This is a genomic window from Roseomonas genomospecies 6, from assembly GCF_008365375.1.
Taxonomy (GTDB): Bacteria; Pseudomonadota; Alphaproteobacteria; order Azospirillales; family Azospirillaceae; genus Azospirillum.
In genome coordinates this window covers 236,169-255,938 of sequence record NZ_QOKW01000004.1, presented here as the reverse complement: position 1 = coordinate 255,938, position 19,770 = coordinate 236,169, and the positions used below count along the sequence as shown (strand labels likewise).

Genomic DNA, 19,770 nt, shown 5'->3' with positions numbered 1-19,770 from the left:
TTGGGAAGGGCTACCGGCCATGGGCCGGCACCTTCACGGCCTCCGCCGCGCCGCTCGCGGGAACGCGGAGCAGGCTGACCAAGCCGCCCGCCAGCGTGAGGGCGGCGGCTACGGCGAGGCCGATGCGCGGCGCCGCCTCCGGGCTGGACAGGAGCGAGAACAGCAGCGTCATGAGCACCGCCCCGGCGGTCTGCCCTACCAGACGCGCGGTGCCCTGCATCCCCCCGGCGGCCCCGCTGCGCGCCTTGGGCACGGTCAGCAGCATGTTGCGGTTGTTGGGCGTCTGGAAAAGCCCGAAGCCGAAGCCGCACATCACCATGAAGGCCAGCAGCGGCAGCGGGTCGCGCTCAAGTGGCCAAGCCGCCGCCAGGGCAAGGCCGGCCGCGAGGAGCAGGCCGCCCACGGCGCACAGCCAGCCCGTCCCCACGCGATCGGACAACCGGCCCGCGATGGGGGCAGCGACGGCGGTCGCCAGCGGCCACGGCACCAGGAACAGCCCCGCCGTGACGGCGTCCTGCCCCAGCCCGCGCTGCAGATGGAAGGGCAGGGCCACCGCGCCGGCCATCTGGCCGGTGAAGCACAGGACGGAGGCGACGACCGACAGGCGGAAGGAGCGCACCCGCAACAGGTCGAGGGGAACCAGCGGCGCCTCCCGCCCCTTTTCGCGCCGGACGAGACCGGCGAGGCAGAGCGCCGCGGCCAGCAGCAGAGCGCCGCCGCGCACGGGCTGCGACGCGACGGTCTCGGCTCCCATCACCAGGGCGGCGAAGAATCCCGCGTTGAGGGCGACGCTGGCGGGATCGACGCGGCGTTTCGTGCCCTCGACGGCAGGCAGGGCATGGGCGGTCGCCAGCACGACGATGCCGACCGGGATGTTGACCGCGAACAGGAACGGCCAGGGGGCGACGGCGAGAATGCCCGCCCCGATCGTCGGTCCCGCCGCCGAGGCGAGCGCGATGGCCAGGGCGTTCCAACCGATGGCGGCCCCGAGCAGCCGCTGCGGATAGATGAAGCGCAGCAGCGCGACGCCCAGCGCCATCACCGCCGCTCCGCCCAGCCCCTGCACGAAGCGCGCGGCAATCAGCCAGGGCAGCGTCGGCGCCAGGGCGCAGCCGGCGGAAGCCACGGTGAACAGCAGCACCCCGCCGGCGAACGCCCTCCGGTGCCCGATGCTCTCGCCGAGGGCGGCCACGGGCAGGAGCGCGACCACCAGCGCCAGTTGATAGGCGGTGATGATCCAGACGGTGTCGGCGGGAGCGACGTCAAGGGTGCCGGCGACGGTCGGCAGGGCGATGTTGACGATGGCGCCGTCGAGAACGACGAGCACGATCGCGGCGATGACGGACGCGCCGGCCACGGCGCGGCGGGGCAGGGGCAGTCCGTCCGGACTTGGGCCTTCTGCATGTGTGGTTTCGGGTGTTCGGGTGATGATGGAACGGGGCATGGCTGTCTCCAACGGCGGTCGAAACAACTATGCTCGCCCCCGGACATGGCGGAAGACGCCGCCTGTGCAGGTTATTCCTGCATCGAACGCCATGTGTTAGCCTCGGCACCCATGGCCGATCCCGATCTCAACCTGCTCATCGCTCTCGACGCGCTGCTGTCGGAGGGCAGCGTCGTCAAGGCCGCGCGGCGGCTCGGCCTCAGCGACTCCGCGATGAGCCGCACCCTGGCGCGCCTGCGCGAGGTCACCGGGGACCCGCTGCTCGTCCGGGCCGGGCGCGGCCTCGTCCCGACGCCGCGCGCCATCCAACTGCGCGAGCGGGTGCCCGGCCTCGCCGAGGAGGTGCGCGCGGTGCTGCGTCCGGCGGAGGCCATCGACATCGCCCGGCTGGAGCGCAGCTTCACCCTGCGCGCCAGCGAGAGCTTCATCGAGGTCTACGCCGCCCGGCTGGTGAGCCGCGTCGCCGCCGAAGCCCCCGGCGTCCTGCTGCGCTTCGCCCCCAGGGGGAACCGCGACGCGCAGGCGTTGCGCGACGGGCTGATCGACCTCGACATCGGGGTTCATTCGGAAACCACGCCGGAGCTGAAGGTGCAGAGCCTGCTCCGCGACCGGCTGGTCGCCGCCGTGCGGGACGGCCATCCGCTGACCCGCCTGGAGACGGTGACGCCGGAGCTGTACGCCGCCTGCGGCCACGTGGTCACCTCGCGGCGCGGATTGACAAGGGATCGGGTGGACGAGGCGCTGGCCGCCCTCGGCCTTGCGCGCAAGGTGGTGGCCGTGGTGCCGAGCTTCCCGGCGGCTCTGGCGATCGTCCGCGCCTCCGACCTGACCGCCCTGGTGTCCGAGCGTCAGGTCGCCGCGGGCGTGGCCGGGGTCCGCACCCTGCCGTTACCCATCGCCCTGGATGACGTGGTCGTGACGCAGATGTGGCACCCCCGCCAGGACGCCGACCCGGCCCACCGCTGGCTGCGCGGGGTGGTGCTTGCTGCTTGTCGGGAGTCGGTGGTGGGGCGGGATGATTTGCGAATCGTGAGTTGATCGGGATTGTCGGAGTTGAAGGTGGAGATTGCTGGGTGTCTTTTTGCGCCAATAGCTCCCATCGAGCTAAATTAAGAATGGCTCTCGTCAGGATTTTCGGTCGTACTCTGCGATAGCTCTGGTATGATGCGGTATCACTGATACACAACCAGAAATAACATCGACGTAAAAGGTGGGGAATGGTAAAACTTTTGAAAGAAATTGATTTTGGAGAGACCGATGCAAATGCGGAGTGGATCATATCGCTCCGCTCCAACGTCGAACCGCTATATGTTCGGGCATGGAGTGCACCTGAAATTAACGACTACGGAGCCTTTTTGAAGGGGCAGAAATTTATTATTACTGGTCAAAAGGGTACAGGAAAAACAGCAATTCTTCGCTACATGGAGAGAGAGGCGAGAAGGGAAGGCTATAACACTGAATTTATCGTTTTCAAAAATGAAATTATCAGAGAGGCCGAGCTTCTAAAGATTGATAGCTCGAATTTCAATGGAGCTGTAGTTGAAGAGGATAAGCTAAGGGGAGGAAAATTCTACTATCACGCCATAAAAAGAATTATGGTTTCACTTCTTATATCTAAGTTAAATGATGTTAAGCTAAGTGAAGATGTTCCAGGCAAGGATTTGTTCGAAAAATTGTTTAGTAAGACTGGAAAGGAAGCGCTTCGAATTGCCTTTGATTCTATTTTGAATGTTGTCGAATCTTCGCAAGTCAATGTTGAAAAGATCTCGAAAGGCATTCTGAGGGTTGACCCCGGATATCTATTGAAGAAGGCAAACGATGATCTATTCAGCAGGGCAATCAGACTTGCTCGTGATCAGAAGGCCAAAATACGCCTCTTTTTTGACGAGATGCACTTCGCATTCCGTGACAAAGAATCGTTGCGCTCGGATGCATCATTGGTTCGTGATACTATTTTGGTGGTGCAAGCACTGAACGAGCGATTTGCGGAGGAAGGACTTGATATTGTAGTTTATATCGCGCTTCGAAAGGAGTTTTTAGATCAGCCCGAGATTGCGCAGGCAGATGTAGTCCATGTTATTGAGTCCTACGGAGAAGCGATAACCTGGGAACATCATCCGGCTGCAATCAATCATCCAGTTTTTGATTTTATCACTCTTCGGTTCAAGGCCGCAATGGGGAAGAACTTCTCTAAGACAGAAATGTTGGAGACTTACCTGAAAGAAATAGATCCCCTGGATCTTCTGGATTACACATGGTCAAAGCCAAGAGATCTTGTGCGGTTTTTTAAGACTGCTCAGAGTATTGATGGAAACACCGTCGTAATTCCGAATCATAAATACAAAACTATAATCCGAAAATACTCGGCTCAGGCTTGGCAAGAAAGCAAGTCAGCACTAGCTGCGTTCATGCCGACGGAGGCTCTGCCGCTTTTAGAGAAGGGGCTGAAAACCCTTATTCCAGGTCAACTTGATGGAAGCGCCAGAACTAACCTTGAAAAGTTCCAGGCTGCGGTGAAGCCAGCGTTTGCAAAAGCAAAAGCGGCCGGCGTAAAATACGATTTATCTGAGTTCTGTGGCGTACTTTATATGATGGGCGTATTTTATTACGTTTATACAGACGCTAACGGTCAATTTATTTATCAGCAATATCATCGAGGAAATATAAACCCTACACAATCAGGGGAAATCCGGATACATTCCGCAGTCGCGAAGGCTCTGAGCTGAGGATTTTCACCGACCGGAAGAGTTGTCCACGAAATGACCGCTTTGGGTCAGACGCCGACACGCGCTTATAAGCTCGCGCCTTGACACTCTTCCCTTCCCGCCGGGTATGCTTCTTCAAAGCAGCCCGGTGCCGAAGGGTGTGCGGTTTATCATCCTGACCCAACGCCTCGGCGATTCCCACCGTACAAGCCTCCCACCACCCAACCGCCCAACCGCCCACACTCGACCCTATCCGCAGCCAAGCCAAGAAAGTAAGAATGCGACTTGTTCGCAACTGTATATTGCCCTATAGGTCTGGCGGCCCGGGAGAGGGATTCCCTGGGCTTGTCAATCCGGTGGCTGGGGGCCGATCCATGCCGTTCCATCCCAGAATGCAAAGCAGCACGGAGGGGATCACCATCCTCGACGACCTCCAGTGGCGGGCCTGGAACGGGATGATCGCCGACATCTGGAACGTCGCGTGCGATCAGAACGGCCACGGAGAGTATGTGTCGGAAGCCCCCCGGCTGGTGGTGGTCCTCGATCAGGTGGGGGAGGGCGGTCTTCACGTCACCTCCTCGCCCGCGCGCGGCGATTCCCACCGCCTCGCCCGGCGCGAACCGTTGAGTTACGTGCCCGCCGGTCTGCGGGTCTGGTCGCGCACGGTGAATGTCCGCCGTCTCACCCACCTCGACCTTCATTTCGACATGTCCGTCCTGGGGAACCGCTTCACGGAGGGGCTGGACATCCGGGGCATGGAGCGGCCCCGGCTGAATTTCGCGGACGACCGCCTGTTCTCCCTGGCGCGCCTGATCGCCGCGGAATGCCGGACGTCGGCGAACCTGCACGACCTTTACGGCGAGAGCCTGATGACCGCGCTGTTCGTCGGCCTCGCGCAGGCGGAGCCCGCCGTCGAACGCAAGCGGGGCCAACTGCCGCCGCGCCTGTTGAAGCGCGTGGTCGACCACATCGAGGAGCATTGCAGCCGCCCGATCCGCTTGCAGGAACTGGCCGACCTGACCGGGCTGTCCGCCGCCCATTTCTGCTCCGCCTTCAAGGCGTCGACCGGCGTGCCGCCCCACAAATGGCAGATGCGGGTCCGGGTGGAGCGGGCGAAGAGCCTGCTGGCCGGATCGGACCTGACGCTGGCCGCCGCCGCGGTGATGGCGGGCTTTTCCGATCAGGCGCACCTGACGCGCGTCTTCCGGCAGATCGTCGGCACCACGCCCGCCGCGTGGCTGCGCAACCAGTCCGGCTGAGCCGGGCCGTCCCGGACACGTCGAATGCCGGAAGAACGTCCAACCCATCCAAAAACCATTCAATCGCGCTCCTCATGCACATGCTAATCATTCGCAACAACGTAGGCTCTTCGGGACCCGCCGGTCCGAAGGCGCCTCGCGGATGCCGCATACAGTCCGAGGCCGATTGCGATGATTGATATTTCCACCAAGCGACTGACCCGCTTCCTCTTGAGCAGCACGGCGCTCGCCGCCGTGCTGGTGCCGGCGATGGCCCACGCGCAGGACGCGGCCGCTCCGGCGGTTCTGGCGCCCGTCACCGTCGAGGGCAGCCGCAGCGCCGACACCGCGACCAGCCCGGTCCGGGGCTATGTCCCCAACCGCTCGGCCACGGGCACCAAGACCGACACCCCGCTGGACGCGGTCCCGCAGTCCGTCTCGGTCATCGGGCGGGAGGAGATGGACGACCGCGGCGTGCAGAAGGTGGACGAAGCGCTGCGCTACACACCCGGCGTCTTCAGCCAGCCCTTCGGCGCGGACAGCGACACCAATTGGATCTTCATCCGCGGCTTCCAGGCGACGCAGACCGGCGTCTATCAGGACGGGCTCCAGCTCTACAGCTACGGCTTCGGCGGCCAGTTCGTCGACAGCTACACGCTGGAGCGGATCGAGGTGCTGCGCGGCGCCTCCTCCGTGCTCTACGGCGGCAGCAACCCCGGCGGTCTGGTGAATTACGTCACCAAGCGGCCCGGCGATACGCCCATGCGCTCGGTCGAGGCCGGGATCAACCAGCACGGAACCGCCCATCTGGGTGTGGACATCGGCGGCGCCATCGACCCGACGCTGAGCTACCGGCTGACCGGGCGGATCGCGGGCGGTGATACCTACACCGACTTCGCCGACGGCTTCCGCGGCACCCTCTCGCCCAGTTTCAAATGGTCGCCGAACGACCGCAGCACCCTGACGGTGCTGACCAACTACACCGACATCGACGAGACGCACAACGGCGGCGCCTTCCTGCCCTATGTCGGGACGGTGGTGGCGGCCCCCTTCGGGCGCATCGACCGCAAGGCCAACTTCACCGAACCGGACATCGACACCTACCGGCGCCGTCAGGCCTCCATCGGCTACGAGTTCGAGCACCGGTTCGACAACGACCTGACCTTCCGCCAGAACGCCCGCTACGGCTACAGCCGGGTCCACGAGGTCACGGTTTATCCCTTCGGCTACAACGGTTTCTCGGCGGTGCCGACCGATCCGAACAACCTGCTGTCGCGCATCAATTTCGAGCACACGACCAAGGTCAACACCGTCCTGATCGACAACCAGCTCGAATCCAAGTGGCAGACCGGCCCGGTCGCCCACACGGCGCTGGTCGGCGTCGACTACAAGCATTTCAAGATGGATCAGGTGCAGGCGTCCGGCTCCGCCACGCCGATCAGCGCCACCAACCCGGTCCATGGCGCAGCGCAGGGCCAACGCTTCTCCTACATCGACCAGGAGCTGACGATGGGTCAGCTCGGCGTCTATCTGCAAGATCAGATGCGCTTCGGCCAGGGCTTCCTGGTGACGCTGAACGGGCGTTACGACATCGCCTCGACCGACGCGGACGGAACGCCCGCCTACGATGGCAAGGATGGGAAGTTCAGCGGGCGCGCCGGTCTGGCCTATGAGTTCGCCAACGGCCTGACGCCCTATGTCAGCGCCTCCACCTTCTTCAATCCGGTGCTGGGGTCGTCGGCGGTCGCCGGAGTCTTCAAGCCGGAAACCGGCCAGCAGTATGAGGTCGGCGTGAAGTACCGCCCGGCCTGGATGGACGCCATCTTCACGGCGGCGCTGTTCGACCTGATGCGCACCAACGTGGTGACCGGCCCCTTCAACGCCGAGACCCAATTGGGTGAAGTGAACTCGCGCGGCATCGAGCTTGAGGCCAAGGCCAACATCACCTCGAACCTGAAGGCGGTCGCCTCCTTCACGGCGCTCGATCTCGACATCAAGAAGGACGCCAACCCGGCGCTGATCGGCAAGACGCCCTACATCGTGCCGCAGGTCCAGGGTTCGGCCTTCCTCGACTACACCTTCCGGGAGGCCGTGTTGGACGGCGTGTCGGTGGGCGGCGGCGTGCGCTACGTCGGCTCGTCCTGGGCTGACAACGATAACACGCTGAAGGTCCCCGCCGCCACCGTCTTCGACGCGCGGATCGGCTACAAGCCCGCCGACTGGGGCGTGAATCTCGCCGTCACCAACCTGTTCGACAAGGAGTATGTGGCAAGCTGCCAGACGCAGTTCTCCTGCGGCTACGCCGAGGGTCGGACCGCCCTTCTGACCGTGAACATGACGTGGTGATTGATATTCCCTCTCCCGGGGCGGGAGAGGGGGTTATGCAACAGCTTGACCAGGAACGTTCAGACACTCCAATGACCAACCCAATCTCGACACCGCCTCTCTACGACCTCGACCGCGTCGGCTTCTCCGTTGCGGGACGGACAATCCTGTCGGGGCTGTCGCTCCGGCTGGAGCAGGGGCGGATCTATGGGCTGGTCGGTCCCAACGGATCGGGCAAGAGCACGCTGATCCGCCTGCTCGCCCGCCAGCAGCCGCCGGGCGGTGGAACCATCCGCTGCCTGGGGACGGACCTCGCGCGGATCGGCGACCGGGACTTCGCGCGCTCCGTCGCCTACATGCCGCAATTCACCCCGCCCGCCGAGGGCATGACGGTGCGGGAGCTGGTGGCGCTCGGGCGCTTTCCCTGGCATGGCGCGCTTGGCCGCTTCGGGGCGGAGGACGCCGCCAAGGTGGCGGAGGCCATCGCCGAAACCCACCTGGACACCTTCGCCGACCGGCTGGTGGACAGCCTGTCGGGCGGCGAGCGGCAGCGCGTCTGGCTGGCCATGATGCTGGCGCAGGACACGCGCTGCCTGCTGCTGGACGAGCCGACCTCGGCGTTGGATATCGCCAGTCAGGTCGAACTGCTGGGGCTGGTGCGCCGCTTGAGCCGGGCGCGCGGCATTGGCGCGGTCATCGTGCTCCACGACATCAACATGGCCGCCCGCGTCTGCGACGAGATCCTGGCCATGCACAACGGCGCGCTGATCGCCCAGGGCACGCCCGACGCCATCATGACCGGCGAGACTCTGGGCGCCATCTACCGCCTCGCCATGGGCACCGTCCCGCACCCCGTCACCGGCGAACCCATCGGTTACGTGCTGTGACGGCGGGAGCGACGGTATCGCGGCGCCGCGCGCTGGGCCTCGCGGCGGGATTGGCGTTGCTGCCGTGTTTCGGGCGGGCCGCCACCGGGCGCCGGGTCGCCGCCATCGACTGGGCGGGGCTGGAGACGGCGCTGGCTCTGGGTGTGGTGCCGGTCGCCGCGACCGAGCTGATCCAGTTCCGCAAGGTCGTCGTCGAGCCGGAGGTCCCCGATACGGTGATCGACCTTGGGCTGCGCGGCACGCCGAATTACGAGGCGCTGAGCCTTGCCGAGCCGGACCTCATCCTCACCTCCAACTATTACGAGGGGCAGCGGGCCAGCCTGGAGCGGGTGGCGGAAACGCTGTCCCTGCCGATCTACCGGCCCGGCGTGCCGCCCTATCCGCTGGCCGCCGAGGCGGCGCTGACCCTTGGCCAGGCGCTGGGGCGGGAGGACGAGGCCCGTGCCGTCGTCGCCGCGACGGAGGCGGAAATCGCCCGGCTCAGCGAATCCCTGCGCGGTCGCGCCCGGCGCCCGGTCCTGGCGATCAACTTCGGCGACGCTCGCCATTTCCGCGCCTTCGGCGGCGACAGCATGTTCGGCGACGTGCTCCGCCGGCTGGGGATGACGAACGCCTGGGCGGCGGAATCGAGTTACAGCGCGGCGGCGCCCCTGGGCATCGAAGCCCTGGCCCGCCTGCCGGATGCGTTCGTCGTCGTGGTTCCGCCGCTGTCGCCCGACGTGGTGCGGGGGCTGGCGGACAGCGCCCTGTGGCAGGCCCTGCCGATGGTGCGGGAGAAGCGGGTGAGCGTGATCGAGCCCGTCAATCATTTCGGCGGGCTTCCGGCAGCGCTTCGCTTCGCCCGCCTCGTCACCGCCGCTTTGCTCCGTCCGGAGGCCGCGCGCCATGGCTGAACGGATGCCCTTCAACCGAATCCTCCTGTGGAGCGGGCTGGCGCTGGCCGCCGCCGCGCTGTCCGTGTGGCAGATCGCCGGGTACGCCGCAGCACCGTCCGTGCCCTTGCCGCCGGACGCCGCGTGGCTGGACGGCGTCATCCTCTATCACAGCGTGCTGCCGCGCATCGCGGTGGCGCTGGCCGCCGGGGCGGCGCTGGGCCTGTCGGGGCTGCTGCTCCAGCGCGTGCTGCGCAACCCGCTGGCCGAGCCCTCGACGCTCGGCGTGTCGGCGGGTGCGCAGCTCGCCATGACGCTGGGGATGCTCTACGCCCCGGCCCTGATGGAGCGTGCGCGGGAGGGGGTGGCGCTGGCCGGTGGGCTGGCCGTGGTCGGGATCATCCTGGCCATGACGTGGCGGCGCGGGCTGGAGCCGGTGGCCGTCGTGCTGGCCGGCATGATGGTCGCCCTGACCGCGACGATGGGCAGCGCGGCGCTGATCCTCGCCAACGGCGAATATCTCTTCTCCATCTTCATCTGGGGCGGCGGGGCGCTGGCGCAGCAGAGCTGGGGGCCGACGCTGACCATCGCCGTCCGGCTGTCGATCGGCATCGCCGCCGCCGTCCTGCTGATGCGCCCGCTGTCCATCCTGGGGCTGGACGACGCCAGCGCCCGAAGCCTGGGAGTCGCGCTGAACGCGACGCGCTTCGGAGTCATCGGGGTGGCGGTCTGGCTGGCGGCCAGCGTGACGGCGGAGGTCGGGGTGATCGGCTTCGTCGGTCTGGCCGCCCCCGCCCTGGCCCATCTCAGCGGCGCGCGGACCCAGGGCCAGAGGCTGGCCGCCGCCCCGCTGATCGGCGCGGTCCTGCTCTGGCTGACCGACGGGCTGGTGCAGCTTCTGGCCGGGCTGGACGGGGAGCGGGTGCCGACCGGCGCCGCGACCGCGCTGCTGGGCGGACCGCTTCTGCTGTGGTTGCTTCCGCGCCTGCGCATGTTCGAATGGCCGTCGCTGAACAGCCGCCCGGCGCCGTCGCGCCGCAGCCCGCACCCGTACCGGCTGATCGGCCTGTTCGCCTTGTTCAGCGCCGTTGCCGTGGGTCTCGCCCTCACCGTGGGGTACGGGCCGGGCGGCTGGACGCTCTCCACCGGCCCGCTGCTCGACACGCTGCTGGGCTGGCGCGGCCCGCGCGTGGCGGTCGCGGCGGCGGCGGGGGCGATGCTGGCCGCCGCCGGGATGCTGTTGCAGCGGGTGACCGCCAACCCGCTCGCCAGCCCGGAAATCCTGGGGGTGGGCACCGGGGCCGGTGTCGGGCTGACCGCCGCGCTGTTCCTGTCCGCGGCACCCGGCTTCGGGTTGCAGCTCGGCGCGTCGGCGGCGGGGGCGGTGCTGACGCTGACGGCCATGCTGACCCTGTCGCTGCGCGCCGGCTTCGGGCCGGAACGCCTCCTGCTGGCGGGCATCGCCATGAGCGCCCTGTGCAGCGCCGTCCTGACCGCGGTCATCGCGACCGGCACGCCGCAGGCCTTCGCCCTGCTGCGCTGGCTGAGCGGCTCCACCAACGAGGCCGCGGCGGCGGACGCCTGGTTCTGCGCCGGGGCGGCGGTCCTGCTGCTGGCCGCCTTGCCGCTGACCGCCAAATGGCTGGAGATCCTGCCGCTGGGCGACGTGACCGCGCGGGCCGTCGGGCTGCCGGTGCGGCGCTGCCGCGTCCTGCTGGTGCTGCTGGCCGGGCTGCTCACCGCGGCGGCGGCGCTGTTCGTCGGGCCGCTGAGCTTCGTCGGGCTGATCGCGCCGCACCTCGCCCGCCTGACCGGGCTGGGCCGCCCGCTGGAGCAGGGGGCCGGGGCCGTCCTGATCGGTGCCGGGCTGATGGTGGTGTCGGACTGGCTGGCCCGCACCGTCGCCTTTCCCTACCAGTTGCCGCTCGGCCTCTTCGCCGCGCTGCTCGCCGGTCCCTATCTGGTCTGGCTGCTCGGGCGGTCCAACGCCCGCGCCAGTTGATCCCTCCATCCGCCGTTCCGCAATGAGAAGAGCCATGCTCCGCCGCTTCCTCTCCTACTACCGTCCCTTCACCGGCCTGCTGGTCCTCGACATCGTTTGCGCCGTCCTGTCGGGCCTGCTGGAGCTGGGCTTCCCGATGGCGGTGCGCGCCTTCGTGGACCAGCTCCTGCCGACGCAGGACTGGCCGCTGATCGTCGCCGCCACGGTGGCGCTGCTGGCGATCTACATGGCGAACGGCGGGCTGATGGCCGTGGTCACCTATTGGGGCCACATGCTCGGCGTGAACATCGAGACGGAGATGCGCCGCAAGAGCTTCGACCATCTGCAGAAACTCTCCTTCAGCTTCTACGACAACCACAAGACCGGCCACCTCGTCGGGCGCGTCACCCGCGACCTCGACGAGATCGGCGAGGTGGCTCATCACGGTCCGGAAGACCTGCTGATCGCCGTCATGACCTTCGTCGGGGCCTTCGCGCTGATGGTTGCGGTGCACCCGCCGCTGGCCTTCATCACCGCGGCCATCGTGCCGGTGATCGCCTTCGTGACCAGCCGCTACGGCGGGCGGATGACGCGCAACTGGCAGTCGCTCTATTCCCGCGTCGGCGACTTCAACGTCCGTATCGAGGAGAATGTCGGCGGGATGCGCGTGGTCCAGGCCTTCACCAACGAGGACCACGAGCGCAAGCTGTTCGCCGAGGACAACGCCCGCTACCGCACGACCAAGCTCGCCGCCTACAAGATCATGGCGGCCTCGACGACGCTCAGCTACATGAGCATGCGGCTGATCCTGATCGTCGTCATGCTGACCGGCGCCCATTTCGTGCTGGTGGGCGAGCTGACGCAGGGCGGGTTCTTCGCCTTCCTGCTGCTGGTCAACACCTTCTTCCGCCCGATCGAGAAGATCAACGCGGTCATCGAGACCTACCCCCGCGGCATCGCCGGCTTCCGCCGCTACACTGAACTGCTCGACACCCAGCCGGACATCGCGGATGCGCCCAACGCCGTCCCGGCCCCGCCGCTGAAGGGCGACATCCGTTATGAGGGCGTGTCGTTCGGTTACGACCCGGCGCGCCCGGTGCTGAAGGGCGTCGATCTGACCATCAGGGCCGGGTCCACCGTCGCCTTCGTCGGCCCCTCGGGCGCCGGAAAGACGACGATCTGCTCGCTTCTGCCGCGCTTCTACGAGGCGATGGAGGGGCGCATCACCATCGACGGGATGGACATCCGCGCCATGACGCTGGCCTCGCTGCGCCGGCAGATCGGCATCGTCCAGCAGGACGTCTTCCTGTTCGGCGGCACGATCCGCGAGAACATCGCCTATGGCCGTCTCGGCGCCACCGAGGCGGAGATCATGGAGGCCGCAAGGCGGGCGCATCTGGACGGGCTGATCGCGTCCCTGCCGGACGGCCTCGACACCATCATCGGGGAGCGCGGCGTGAAGCTGTCCGGCGGGCAGAAGCAGCGCCTGACCATCGCCCGCATGTTCCTGAAGAACCCGCCGATCCTGATCCTCGACGAGGCGACCTCCGCGCTCGACACCCAGACCGAGCGGGAGATCCAGAAGTCCCTGATGGAACTGGCGGAGGGGCGCACCACCCTGGTCATCGCCCACCGGCTGGCGACCATCCGCAACGCCGACGCGGTGTATGTCGTCGGCACCGGCGGCGGGATTCAGCGCATCACGCATGAGGAGCTTGCGGCGCGCGGCTGATCCCGCCGGGGCGCGGCCCTACCGGCGCGTGCCGAGGGTAAGCACGAAGCTGCGGGGCACATGGATGCCCTGGCCTTCGCGGTAGCGCTCGTGGAAAGCCACGAAGTCGCGCTTGAGCGCGGCCCGGCGCTCCTCGTCGAGGCTGGCGGCCAGCATGCGCGTCGGGCCGTAGCCGGTGACGAAGGTGTTCCAGGCCGCCTCGCCGCCGGTCTCGACGTAATGGCTGGTTTCGGTCCGCACCGTCAGGTCGAAGGCGTCGCCCAGAAGCTCCCGCAGGCGTTCGGTGCGGCCCCAATCGAAGGGCGACACGGCGGGGACCGCCGCCATGTAGGGCCGCATCACGCCGAACATGGCGGCGATGGCGCCGTCGGGCGTCCATGTGGCCAGGGCCAGCCGCCCGCCGGGCCGGCAGACGCGGGCGAGCTCCCGCGCCGCCGCTTCGGGACGTCCGACGAACATCACCCCGAAGGTCGAGACGACGGCGTCGAAGCCGGCGTCCGGATAGGGCAGGGCTTCCGCATCCCCCAGCCGGTAGTCGATCGGCAGGCCGTCCGACAGGGCGCGCGCGGCGTCGAGAAGGCCGGCGGCGATATCGATCCCGCAGACCTGCGCGCCCCGCCGGGCGCAGGCGCGGGCGGCGATGCCGGTGCCGGTCGCCACGTCGAGGATTCGCTCGCCCGGCCGGGGCGCCAGCGCCGCGATGGTCGCGTCGATGCCGTCGTAGACGCCGCGGATGATCTCCTCGTAATCCCGGCCGCCGGAACTCCACACGGCGGCGGCGCGCTCGTTGTGCGGTTGGATGGCGTCTTGCGGCTGGATGGTGGAAGCGACGGTGGTCTGGCCGTCCATGACACTCTCCCTGTTGACATCGCCGCCCGGCCTTGTCGACCTTGCCGGGGCCGGGCTTGCCGGGAAGCATCGCCGTCCGGCGTCCGCAGAAGGTCATCCCGGCGTCAATGGCTCCGTCAGGACTCCGTCAAAACGCATGGCCATCCATCAGGGGTAATCCGCTGCGGCGGAAGCGCTCCCGACGGGAAAGGCCCGGTCTGCTAGCATGACCGTTCCGAACAATCGCCATCGCGGCACGCCATGGACGGACCGGCTCTTCGGTTGCTGGGCGGTTTTGCGCTTACGGACGCGCGCGGGCGGACGCTGGGCGCGCCGGGGCGGAAGGCTCGGAACCTCCTCGCCTGCGTGGCCCTGCACGCACCCCGGCCCCTGTCCCGCGAGCGTCTGGCCGATCTGCTGTGGGAGGACGGCGCGGACGGGCGGACCCGGCACAGCCTTCGCCAATGCCTGATGGACGTGCGCCGCCTCGGCGCGCAGGCGGGCGGCGACCTGATCCGGACGGAGAGGGAGACGGTCTCGCTGGCCCTGCCGGTGGCCCGGGTCGATGCGCTGGAGGTCGAACGGCTGGCGCGGGACGGCACCGCCGACGCGCTGCGCGCCGCGGCCCGCCTGTGTGGCGGTGCGCTGCTGCCGGGCGCGGAGATCGGCACGGACGGATTCGACTCGTGGCTGGCCGGGGAACGCGCCCGGTTCGCCCGGCTGGCGTCCGGCGTCTTTGCGCGGCTGACGGCGCTGTGCGAATCGCTGGAGGATTGGGACGGGGCCGCCGCGACCGCCGAGCGCTGGCTCGCCCACGATCCCGCCTGCGAGGAGGCGCACCGCAGCCTGATGCGGGCGCATGCGCAGGCCGGGCGGCGTTCGGACGCCATACGGCAGTATCAGGCGTGCAGCGCGGCGGTGCGCCGTTGCCTCGACGCCGAACCGGAGGAGGAGACGCTCGCCCTGTTGCGCAGCATCCGGGACGGACCCGCCGCCGCGCCGTCCGCGATGCCCGCCCGGACGCCGGCGACCCTGCGCCAGCCGGAACCGGGGGCGGTGCCGGGGGAGGGGAGCGGCAGGCCGTCGCTGGCCGTCCTGCCGTTCGTCGCGCTGGGCGGGCCGGCAGAGGGCGCTGCGGAGGGCGGCGCCGAGAGGGGCGGGATCGCCGACGGGCTCGCCCACGACATCCTGGCGCGGCTGTCGCGCCTGCGTCCGCTGTTCGTCATCGCCCACGGCTCGTCCTTCCGCTTTCGCGGCGCGCGGACCGATCCGTGCACGGTCGGGCGGGCGCTGGGGGTGCGCTATCTGGTGACCGGCACCCTGCGCACCCACGGCGGGCGGCTGAGGGTGACGGTGGAACTGGCCGACGCCGCGACCGGGGGCGCCGTCTGGGGCGATGCGCTGGAAAGCCGCCTGGACGGTCTGTTCGCGATGCAGGACGATCTCACCGCCCGCATCGTCACCGCGCTGGAAGCCGAAATCGAGGCGGCGGAGGTCCGGCGCGCCCTGACCCGGCCACCCGCTTCGTTGGACGCCTGGGGCGCCTATCATCGCGGGCTGTGGCACATGTTCCGCTTCACCCGCGACGACAACGAAACGGCGCGCCGCTTCTTCCTGCAGGCGCTCCGCCTCGATCCGCTGTGCGCGCGTGCCCACGCCGGGCTGTCCTTCACCCATTTCCAGGACGCCTTCCTGCACCACGCCGGCGACCGGGGCGGCGAGGCCGACCGCGCCTACCGCTTCGCCGAGCAGAGCGTCGCCCTGGACGAGCGCGACCCGACGGCCCATTGGGTCCTGGGGCGCGCGCTGTGGCTTCTCGAACGGCAGGACGACGCGGTGGAGGAGCTGGGCGTTGCGGTCGATCTCAACCCGAACTTCGCGCTCGGCCATTACACCATCGCCTTCGTCCAGGCGCAGGGGGGCGATGCCCGGGCCGCGATCGACGCCGCCGATCTGGCGCAGCGGCTGAGTCCACTGGACCCGCTGCTGTTCGGCATGCTCGGCTCCAAGGCGCTGGCCCTCCTGCGGCTGGAGGACTATGCGCAGGCGGCGGCCTGGGCCGAGCGGGCGGCGCGCCGGCCCAACGCCCATGTCCACATTCAGGCCATCGCCGCCTTCTGCGATGCGCTTGCCGGTCGGCACGACGCGGCGCGGGCCTACGCCCGCCGGATCGGCGAGGCGGCGCCGGGATACCGGTGCGGTGACTTCATCGCGGCCTTCCGCACCCTGCGCCCGCCGGTGACCGACCTCATCCGCCGCATCGGCCCGGAGATCGGCCTCCCGCCCTGACGCCCGTGTCTTCCTGGAGGGCAGGGGGTCAGTAGGGCAGGCGCTGGCCGTCCCATGCGAACAGGCCGCCGCTGTCCGCCGGCGTCAACCCGCCGAGGACGTGGAGCAGGTGAGCGGCGGCGACGGAAGGGGGGAACAGCCGGTCCGGGGGCACGGCGGCCTGGAACGGTTGCGACAGGGGGGTGTCGACCGTGCCCGGATGCAGTGCGACGCAGATCGTCTCCGGTCGCGAGCGCGCCAGTTCGATGGCCGTGGTGCGGACGATCTGGTTGAGCGCCGCCTTGGACGCGCGGTAGCCGTACCAGCCGCCAAGCCGGTTGTCCGCGATGCTGCCGACCTTGGCGGACAGAACCGCGAAGACCGCCCGTCCGTGCCGCGGCAACCGGGGCAGGAAGTGCTTGGCAACCAGCGCCGGGCCGATGGCGTTGACCTGGAACAGCCGCGCCAGCGCCGCCGCGTCGAGCGTGCGCCAGCTCTTCTCCGGCTGCACCCCGTCCTGGTGCAGCAGACCGCTGGCGACGAAGACGAACTCGGCCGCTCCGGCCATCGCCGCCGCATCGACGATGGACGCCTCGTCGGCAAGGTCGAGGAAGCCGGTGCGCAGCTTGCCCGCCGGTGCGACCGGGCGGCGTGACAGGGCCAGCACCTCCGTCACGCCGGGATCGGCCAGCAGCCGTTGCGTCACCGCCGCGCCGATGCCGCCGCTCGCCCCGATCACGACCGTCCGGATCGAACCGGCGAAGCCCGCGATGCCGCTCATGAACCACCCCTGTCCGCGGAGCGTGGCCGGGAAGGCGCCGCAGCTCCGATCCAGGAGCCGCGGCCTCGTCGCTACGCCGCCCGGAAGGCACGCATGTTGATGTCGCCCTCGGCGAGCTGGTTGAGTTTCTGATCGGTTGCCTTCTCCTCCTCAAGGGTCTGTTCGAGCAGGCGGGCGATATCGGTCATGCCGCAGGTCTCTGCCAGGGTCCTCAGCGAGCCGTAGCTGGCGATCTCGTAATGCTCGACCTTCTGCGCCGCCATGATGAGCGCGACGTCGAGCACTTCCGCCGGGAGACCCTCGTCGATGATCTCCTCGGTTTCCTCGACCAGTCCCTGGGTCGCCTCGCATGTGTTCCCGCCCGGCTCGGCCTGGAGCATCTGGAAGATCTGCTCCAGACGTTTGACCTGACCGTCGGTCTCGCGCAGATGCGTCTCGAAAGCCTGCTTGAGCTGAGGTGACGAAGCGGCCTCGACCATGGCCGGCAGGGCCTCGATGATCTGCGTTTCCGAGCTGTAGGTGTCCTGCAACTCCTTGATGAGGAGTTCCTTGAGGGCTTTTTCCGACATGAGCGTCTTCCCCTTGGGATGCTGGTGCCGCCGATGGCTGAAATAGCTCGGCCGTCTCCCATCAACAGGGGGCGGAGGTCATTCTCGCGATGCAATGTTCGATCCATCGAGGATCTTGGCCCAACACCCTCTCCCGCCCCGGAAGAGGGGATGTCAAATGCGATTGCCCAACCAAACTCGGTGGTCGATCTTGAAAGGCCCTGGGGATTTGGTCCAGGCTGGGTTTTCCCGCCGCTCCGCAAGACGCTGCCGATCCGCGGCACAGTCTCCGCCGGGGGGCCGTTTCACGAGGGGCTTGAATGGACCACGCGGCACGGAACGTGCTCACCGACGGCATGGCGCGTTGGGGTGCCTTCATCGAGGCGAACGCATCCTGGGCGGAAGTGATCTTTTTCCTGTGCGCCTTCGCGGAGTCCCTGGCCTTCGTCGGGTTCGTGGTGCCGGGGCTCGTGCTGATCGCCACGGGCGGGGCGCTGGTCGCTTCCGGTGCGCTCGGTTTCTGGCAGGTCTACGCCGCCATCGCCTTGGGCGCCATTCTGGGCGATGCGGTGTCCTATTGGCTCGGCCGGGTGTTCGGTGATCGCGTCCCGCGTGTCTGGCCCTTCCGCCGGCGGCCGGATCTTCTGGAGCGGGGCAGCCGCTTCTTCCTGCGCCATGGCGGCAAGAGCGTCTTTCTGGCCCGCTTCCTCGGGCCGCTGCGGCCGGTCGTGCCGATCACCGCCGGGATGATGGCGATGCCCCACCGCAACTTCCAGGCCGCCAACCTGCTGTCCGCGGTCATCTGGGTGCCTTTGATGATGGCGCCCGGCTTTTCCATGGCGAAGGGGGTCGGCCTCGACGAAGTTCTGTTCGGTGCCGGGACGTCGCCCGCCACGTCCCGGGCTGTGAACGACGCGCCCTGCGTGCCGGCTCCGCCGATAGCCGGGGAGCCGCCGCGGTGCTGACGAGGGGCGGGCGGGTGCCACGCACACAACCGTAAGGAGCGGCCATGGCCATTGTCGAAGGACGGACGACGACGGTGCGGCGTTGCGGGTTTCTTGCGGCCGTTGCCGTCCTGGCGGCGTCCTGCGCCAACCCGCAGGCGGAACTGGCATTGCGCGCCCCGGCGGCCATGGTCGGCATGAGCAAGGGGGATCTCATGGCCTGCGCCGGCGTTCCGGAACGCACGGCCTCCGCCGGTGACGCCGAGCTTCTGGTCTACACCCGCCGGCAGACCCTCATCGACCGCGATGTCGATTGGGAGCCCAACCCATGGCTGGGACCCCGCGGACCGCTCCTCTGGCGGCCCGACGTGACGACCTATGTCCGGAATTACCGGTGCGAGGCCACGGTCGTGGTTCGCGGCGACCGCATCGCCGAGGTCCGTTACAACCAGGACCGTGACGCCACCCTCTGCTATGAAATCGTTGGGAACTGCGTGCGTTAGCAGATGTGCACGTAGAGTCGGCGTGGCGAACAGTCAGGAATGCAAATGCTTGACTTGGCTGTAATTTTTGTGCCTCGCTGCGTTGCGCACTCAGCGTATCTGGTGTTTGGTATGCCAGTGTAAGTTCATCTCCACCAGATACGAAGGAGATGGACCATGGCTTACACAACCGCTTCGCACATCGATCATGACGGCCTTCTGTCGCGGGTCGTCAAGGGCGTCCGTGAGTTCGTGAGCGCTTGGTTCGAGGCGTCCGCCGCCTACACCGCCTATCGTGAGCTGTCGGCCCTGAGCCGGGCTGAACTGGCCGCCCGTGGCCTGCGCCGCGAAGACGCCGGCCGTGTCGCCATGGACCTGCCGACGCTGATCCGCGAGTAACCCGTGCATGGCATGGGCTGCGTCAGAAACGAAAGCGGGGCCGCGGACATGCCGCGGTCCCGCTTTCGTTCGTGCCTGTGCATTGAACAATCCGCGGACGCTCCGCAGGCTATCGCCTGGTCAGGAGAGCGCTTTTTGCAGATCCTCCTTGCTCATGCGTGACCGGCCGGGCAGGTTCTGCTGGTTTGCCTTCCCGTAGGGGGCCGCGCGGGTCCAATCCCCGTCCGCGTGATGCCGGAACGGCGCCGTCGTCCGGGTGCCGGGAAAACGGCTTTCCCTTCTTCGTGTCGGCGCGCTTCTTGTATTCCTGGTCCGGGAACCGGGCGAGGCGGGGAA

At 67.8% G+C, this 19,770-nt stretch carries 16 protein-coding genes; 12 read left to right on the top strand and 4 right to left on the bottom strand.

Features of this window, described 5'->3' with window-relative positions; translation table 11 throughout:
• Positions 1 to 10 precede the first annotated feature (10 nt).
• Entirely contained in the window at positions 11 to 1,444 is a 1,434-nt protein-coding gene (locus tag DS843_RS07770) for an MFS transporter (RefSeq protein ID WP_149468309.1), read from the bottom strand.
• A 111-nt stretch (positions 1,445 to 1,555) separates the two neighbouring features.
• Here DS843_RS07770 and DS843_RS07765 point away from each other — a divergent pair, with 111 nt between their 5' ends.
• The 8 genes from DS843_RS07765 (at position 1,556) to DS843_RS07730 (ending at position 13,184) form a co-directional block, all read left to right on the top strand.
• Positions 1,556 to 2,482, top strand: a complete 927-nt coding sequence (locus DS843_RS07765) for a LysR substrate-binding domain-containing protein (RefSeq protein WP_149468308.1) — start codon at positions 1,556 to 1,558, stop codon at positions 2,480 to 2,482.
• A gap of 179 nt (positions 2,483 to 2,661) precedes the next feature.
• A complete protein-coding gene (locus DS843_RS07760; protein ID WP_149468307.1) occupies positions 2,662 to 4,170 on the top strand; it encodes a P-loop ATPase, Sll1717 family in 1,509 nt (502 codons plus the stop codon).
• Positions 4,171 to 4,541: 371 nt separating this feature from the next.
• Positions 4,542 to 5,408: an AraC family transcriptional regulator gene (locus DS843_RS07755; RefSeq protein ID WP_286191990.1), complete on the top strand. Its 867-nt coding sequence runs from the start codon at positions 4,542 to 4,544 to the stop codon at positions 5,406 to 5,408.
• Between the two features lie 171 nt (positions 5,409 to 5,579).
• On the top strand, positions 5,580 to 7,733 hold the full coding sequence (locus DS843_RS07750) for a TonB-dependent siderophore receptor (protein ID WP_149468305.1): 2,154 nt from the start codon (positions 5,580 to 5,582) through the stop codon (positions 7,731 to 7,733).
• Between the two features lie 71 nt (positions 7,734 to 7,804).
• Entirely contained in the window at positions 7,805 to 8,599 is a 795-nt protein-coding gene (locus tag DS843_RS07745) for an ABC transporter ATP-binding protein (RefSeq protein ID WP_149468304.1), read from the top strand.
• Positions 8,596 to 9,492, top strand: a complete 897-nt coding sequence (locus DS843_RS07740) for an iron-siderophore ABC transporter substrate-binding protein (protein WP_149468303.1) — start codon at positions 8,596 to 8,598, stop codon at positions 9,490 to 9,492. The genes DS843_RS07745 and DS843_RS07740 overlap by 4 nt, the downstream gene beginning before the upstream one ends.
• Positions 9,485 to 11,473, top strand: a complete 1,989-nt coding sequence (gene fhuB / locus DS843_RS07735) for a Fe(3+)-hydroxamate ABC transporter permease FhuB (RefSeq protein WP_286191989.1) — start codon at positions 9,485 to 9,487, stop codon at positions 11,471 to 11,473. The genes DS843_RS07740 and fhuB overlap by 8 nt, the downstream gene beginning before the upstream one ends.
• A gap of 34 nt (positions 11,474 to 11,507) precedes the next feature.
• Positions 11,508 to 13,184: an ABC transporter ATP-binding protein gene (locus tag DS843_RS07730; protein WP_149468302.1), complete on the top strand. Its 1,677-nt coding sequence runs from the start codon at positions 11,508 to 11,510 to the stop codon at positions 13,182 to 13,184.
• Between the two features lie 18 nt (positions 13,185 to 13,202).
• On the opposite strand, the gene DS843_RS07725 is transcribed toward DS843_RS07730, so the two are convergent.
• Entirely contained in the window at positions 13,203 to 14,033 is an 831-nt protein-coding gene (locus DS843_RS07725) for a class I SAM-dependent methyltransferase (protein WP_149468301.1), read from the bottom strand.
• Positions 14,034 to 14,273: 240 nt separating this feature from the next.
• Here DS843_RS07725 and DS843_RS07720 point away from each other — a divergent pair, with 240 nt between their 5' ends.
• Positions 14,274 to 16,301 (top strand): BTAD domain-containing putative transcriptional regulator, encoded by a 2,028-nt coding sequence (locus DS843_RS07720; RefSeq protein WP_149468300.1) that lies wholly within the window; start codon positions 14,274 to 14,276, stop codon positions 16,299 to 16,301.
• Between the two features lie 28 nt (positions 16,302 to 16,329).
• On the opposite strand, the gene DS843_RS07715 is transcribed toward DS843_RS07720, so the two are convergent.
• Together DS843_RS07715 and DS843_RS07710 are read right to left on the bottom strand one after the other, a co-directional pair.
• A complete protein-coding gene (locus tag DS843_RS07715; protein ID WP_149468299.1) occupies positions 16,330 to 17,061 on the bottom strand; it encodes an SDR family NAD(P)-dependent oxidoreductase in 732 nt (243 codons plus the stop codon).
• Positions 17,062 to 17,132: 71 nt separating this feature from the next.
• Complete coding sequence (locus DS843_RS07710) at positions 17,133 to 17,630, bottom strand: YciE/YciF ferroxidase family protein (protein WP_149468298.1); 498 nt, start codon at positions 17,628 to 17,630, stop codon at positions 17,133 to 17,135.
• A gap of 299 nt (positions 17,631 to 17,929) precedes the next feature.
• Here DS843_RS07710 and DS843_RS07705 point away from each other — a divergent pair, with 299 nt between their 5' ends.
• The 3 genes from DS843_RS07705 (at position 17,930) to DS843_RS07695 (ending at position 19,434) form a co-directional block, all read left to right on the top strand.
• A complete protein-coding gene (locus tag DS843_RS07705) occupies positions 17,930 to 18,574 on the top strand; it encodes a DedA family protein (RefSeq protein WP_286191988.1) in 645 nt (214 codons plus the stop codon).
• Between the two features lie 44 nt (positions 18,575 to 18,618).
• Positions 18,619 to 19,056 (top strand): hypothetical protein, encoded by a 438-nt coding sequence (locus DS843_RS07700; RefSeq protein ID WP_286191987.1) that lies wholly within the window; start codon positions 18,619 to 18,621, stop codon positions 19,054 to 19,056.
• A 156-nt stretch (positions 19,057 to 19,212) separates the two neighbouring features.
• Positions 19,213 to 19,434 carry a hypothetical protein gene (locus DS843_RS07695; protein WP_149468297.1) on the top strand — a complete coding sequence of 74 codons (222 nt, stop codon included), beginning with the start codon at positions 19,213 to 19,215 and terminating at the stop codon, positions 19,432 to 19,434.
• The last annotated feature ends 336 nt before the right edge of the window (positions 19,435 to 19,770 follow it).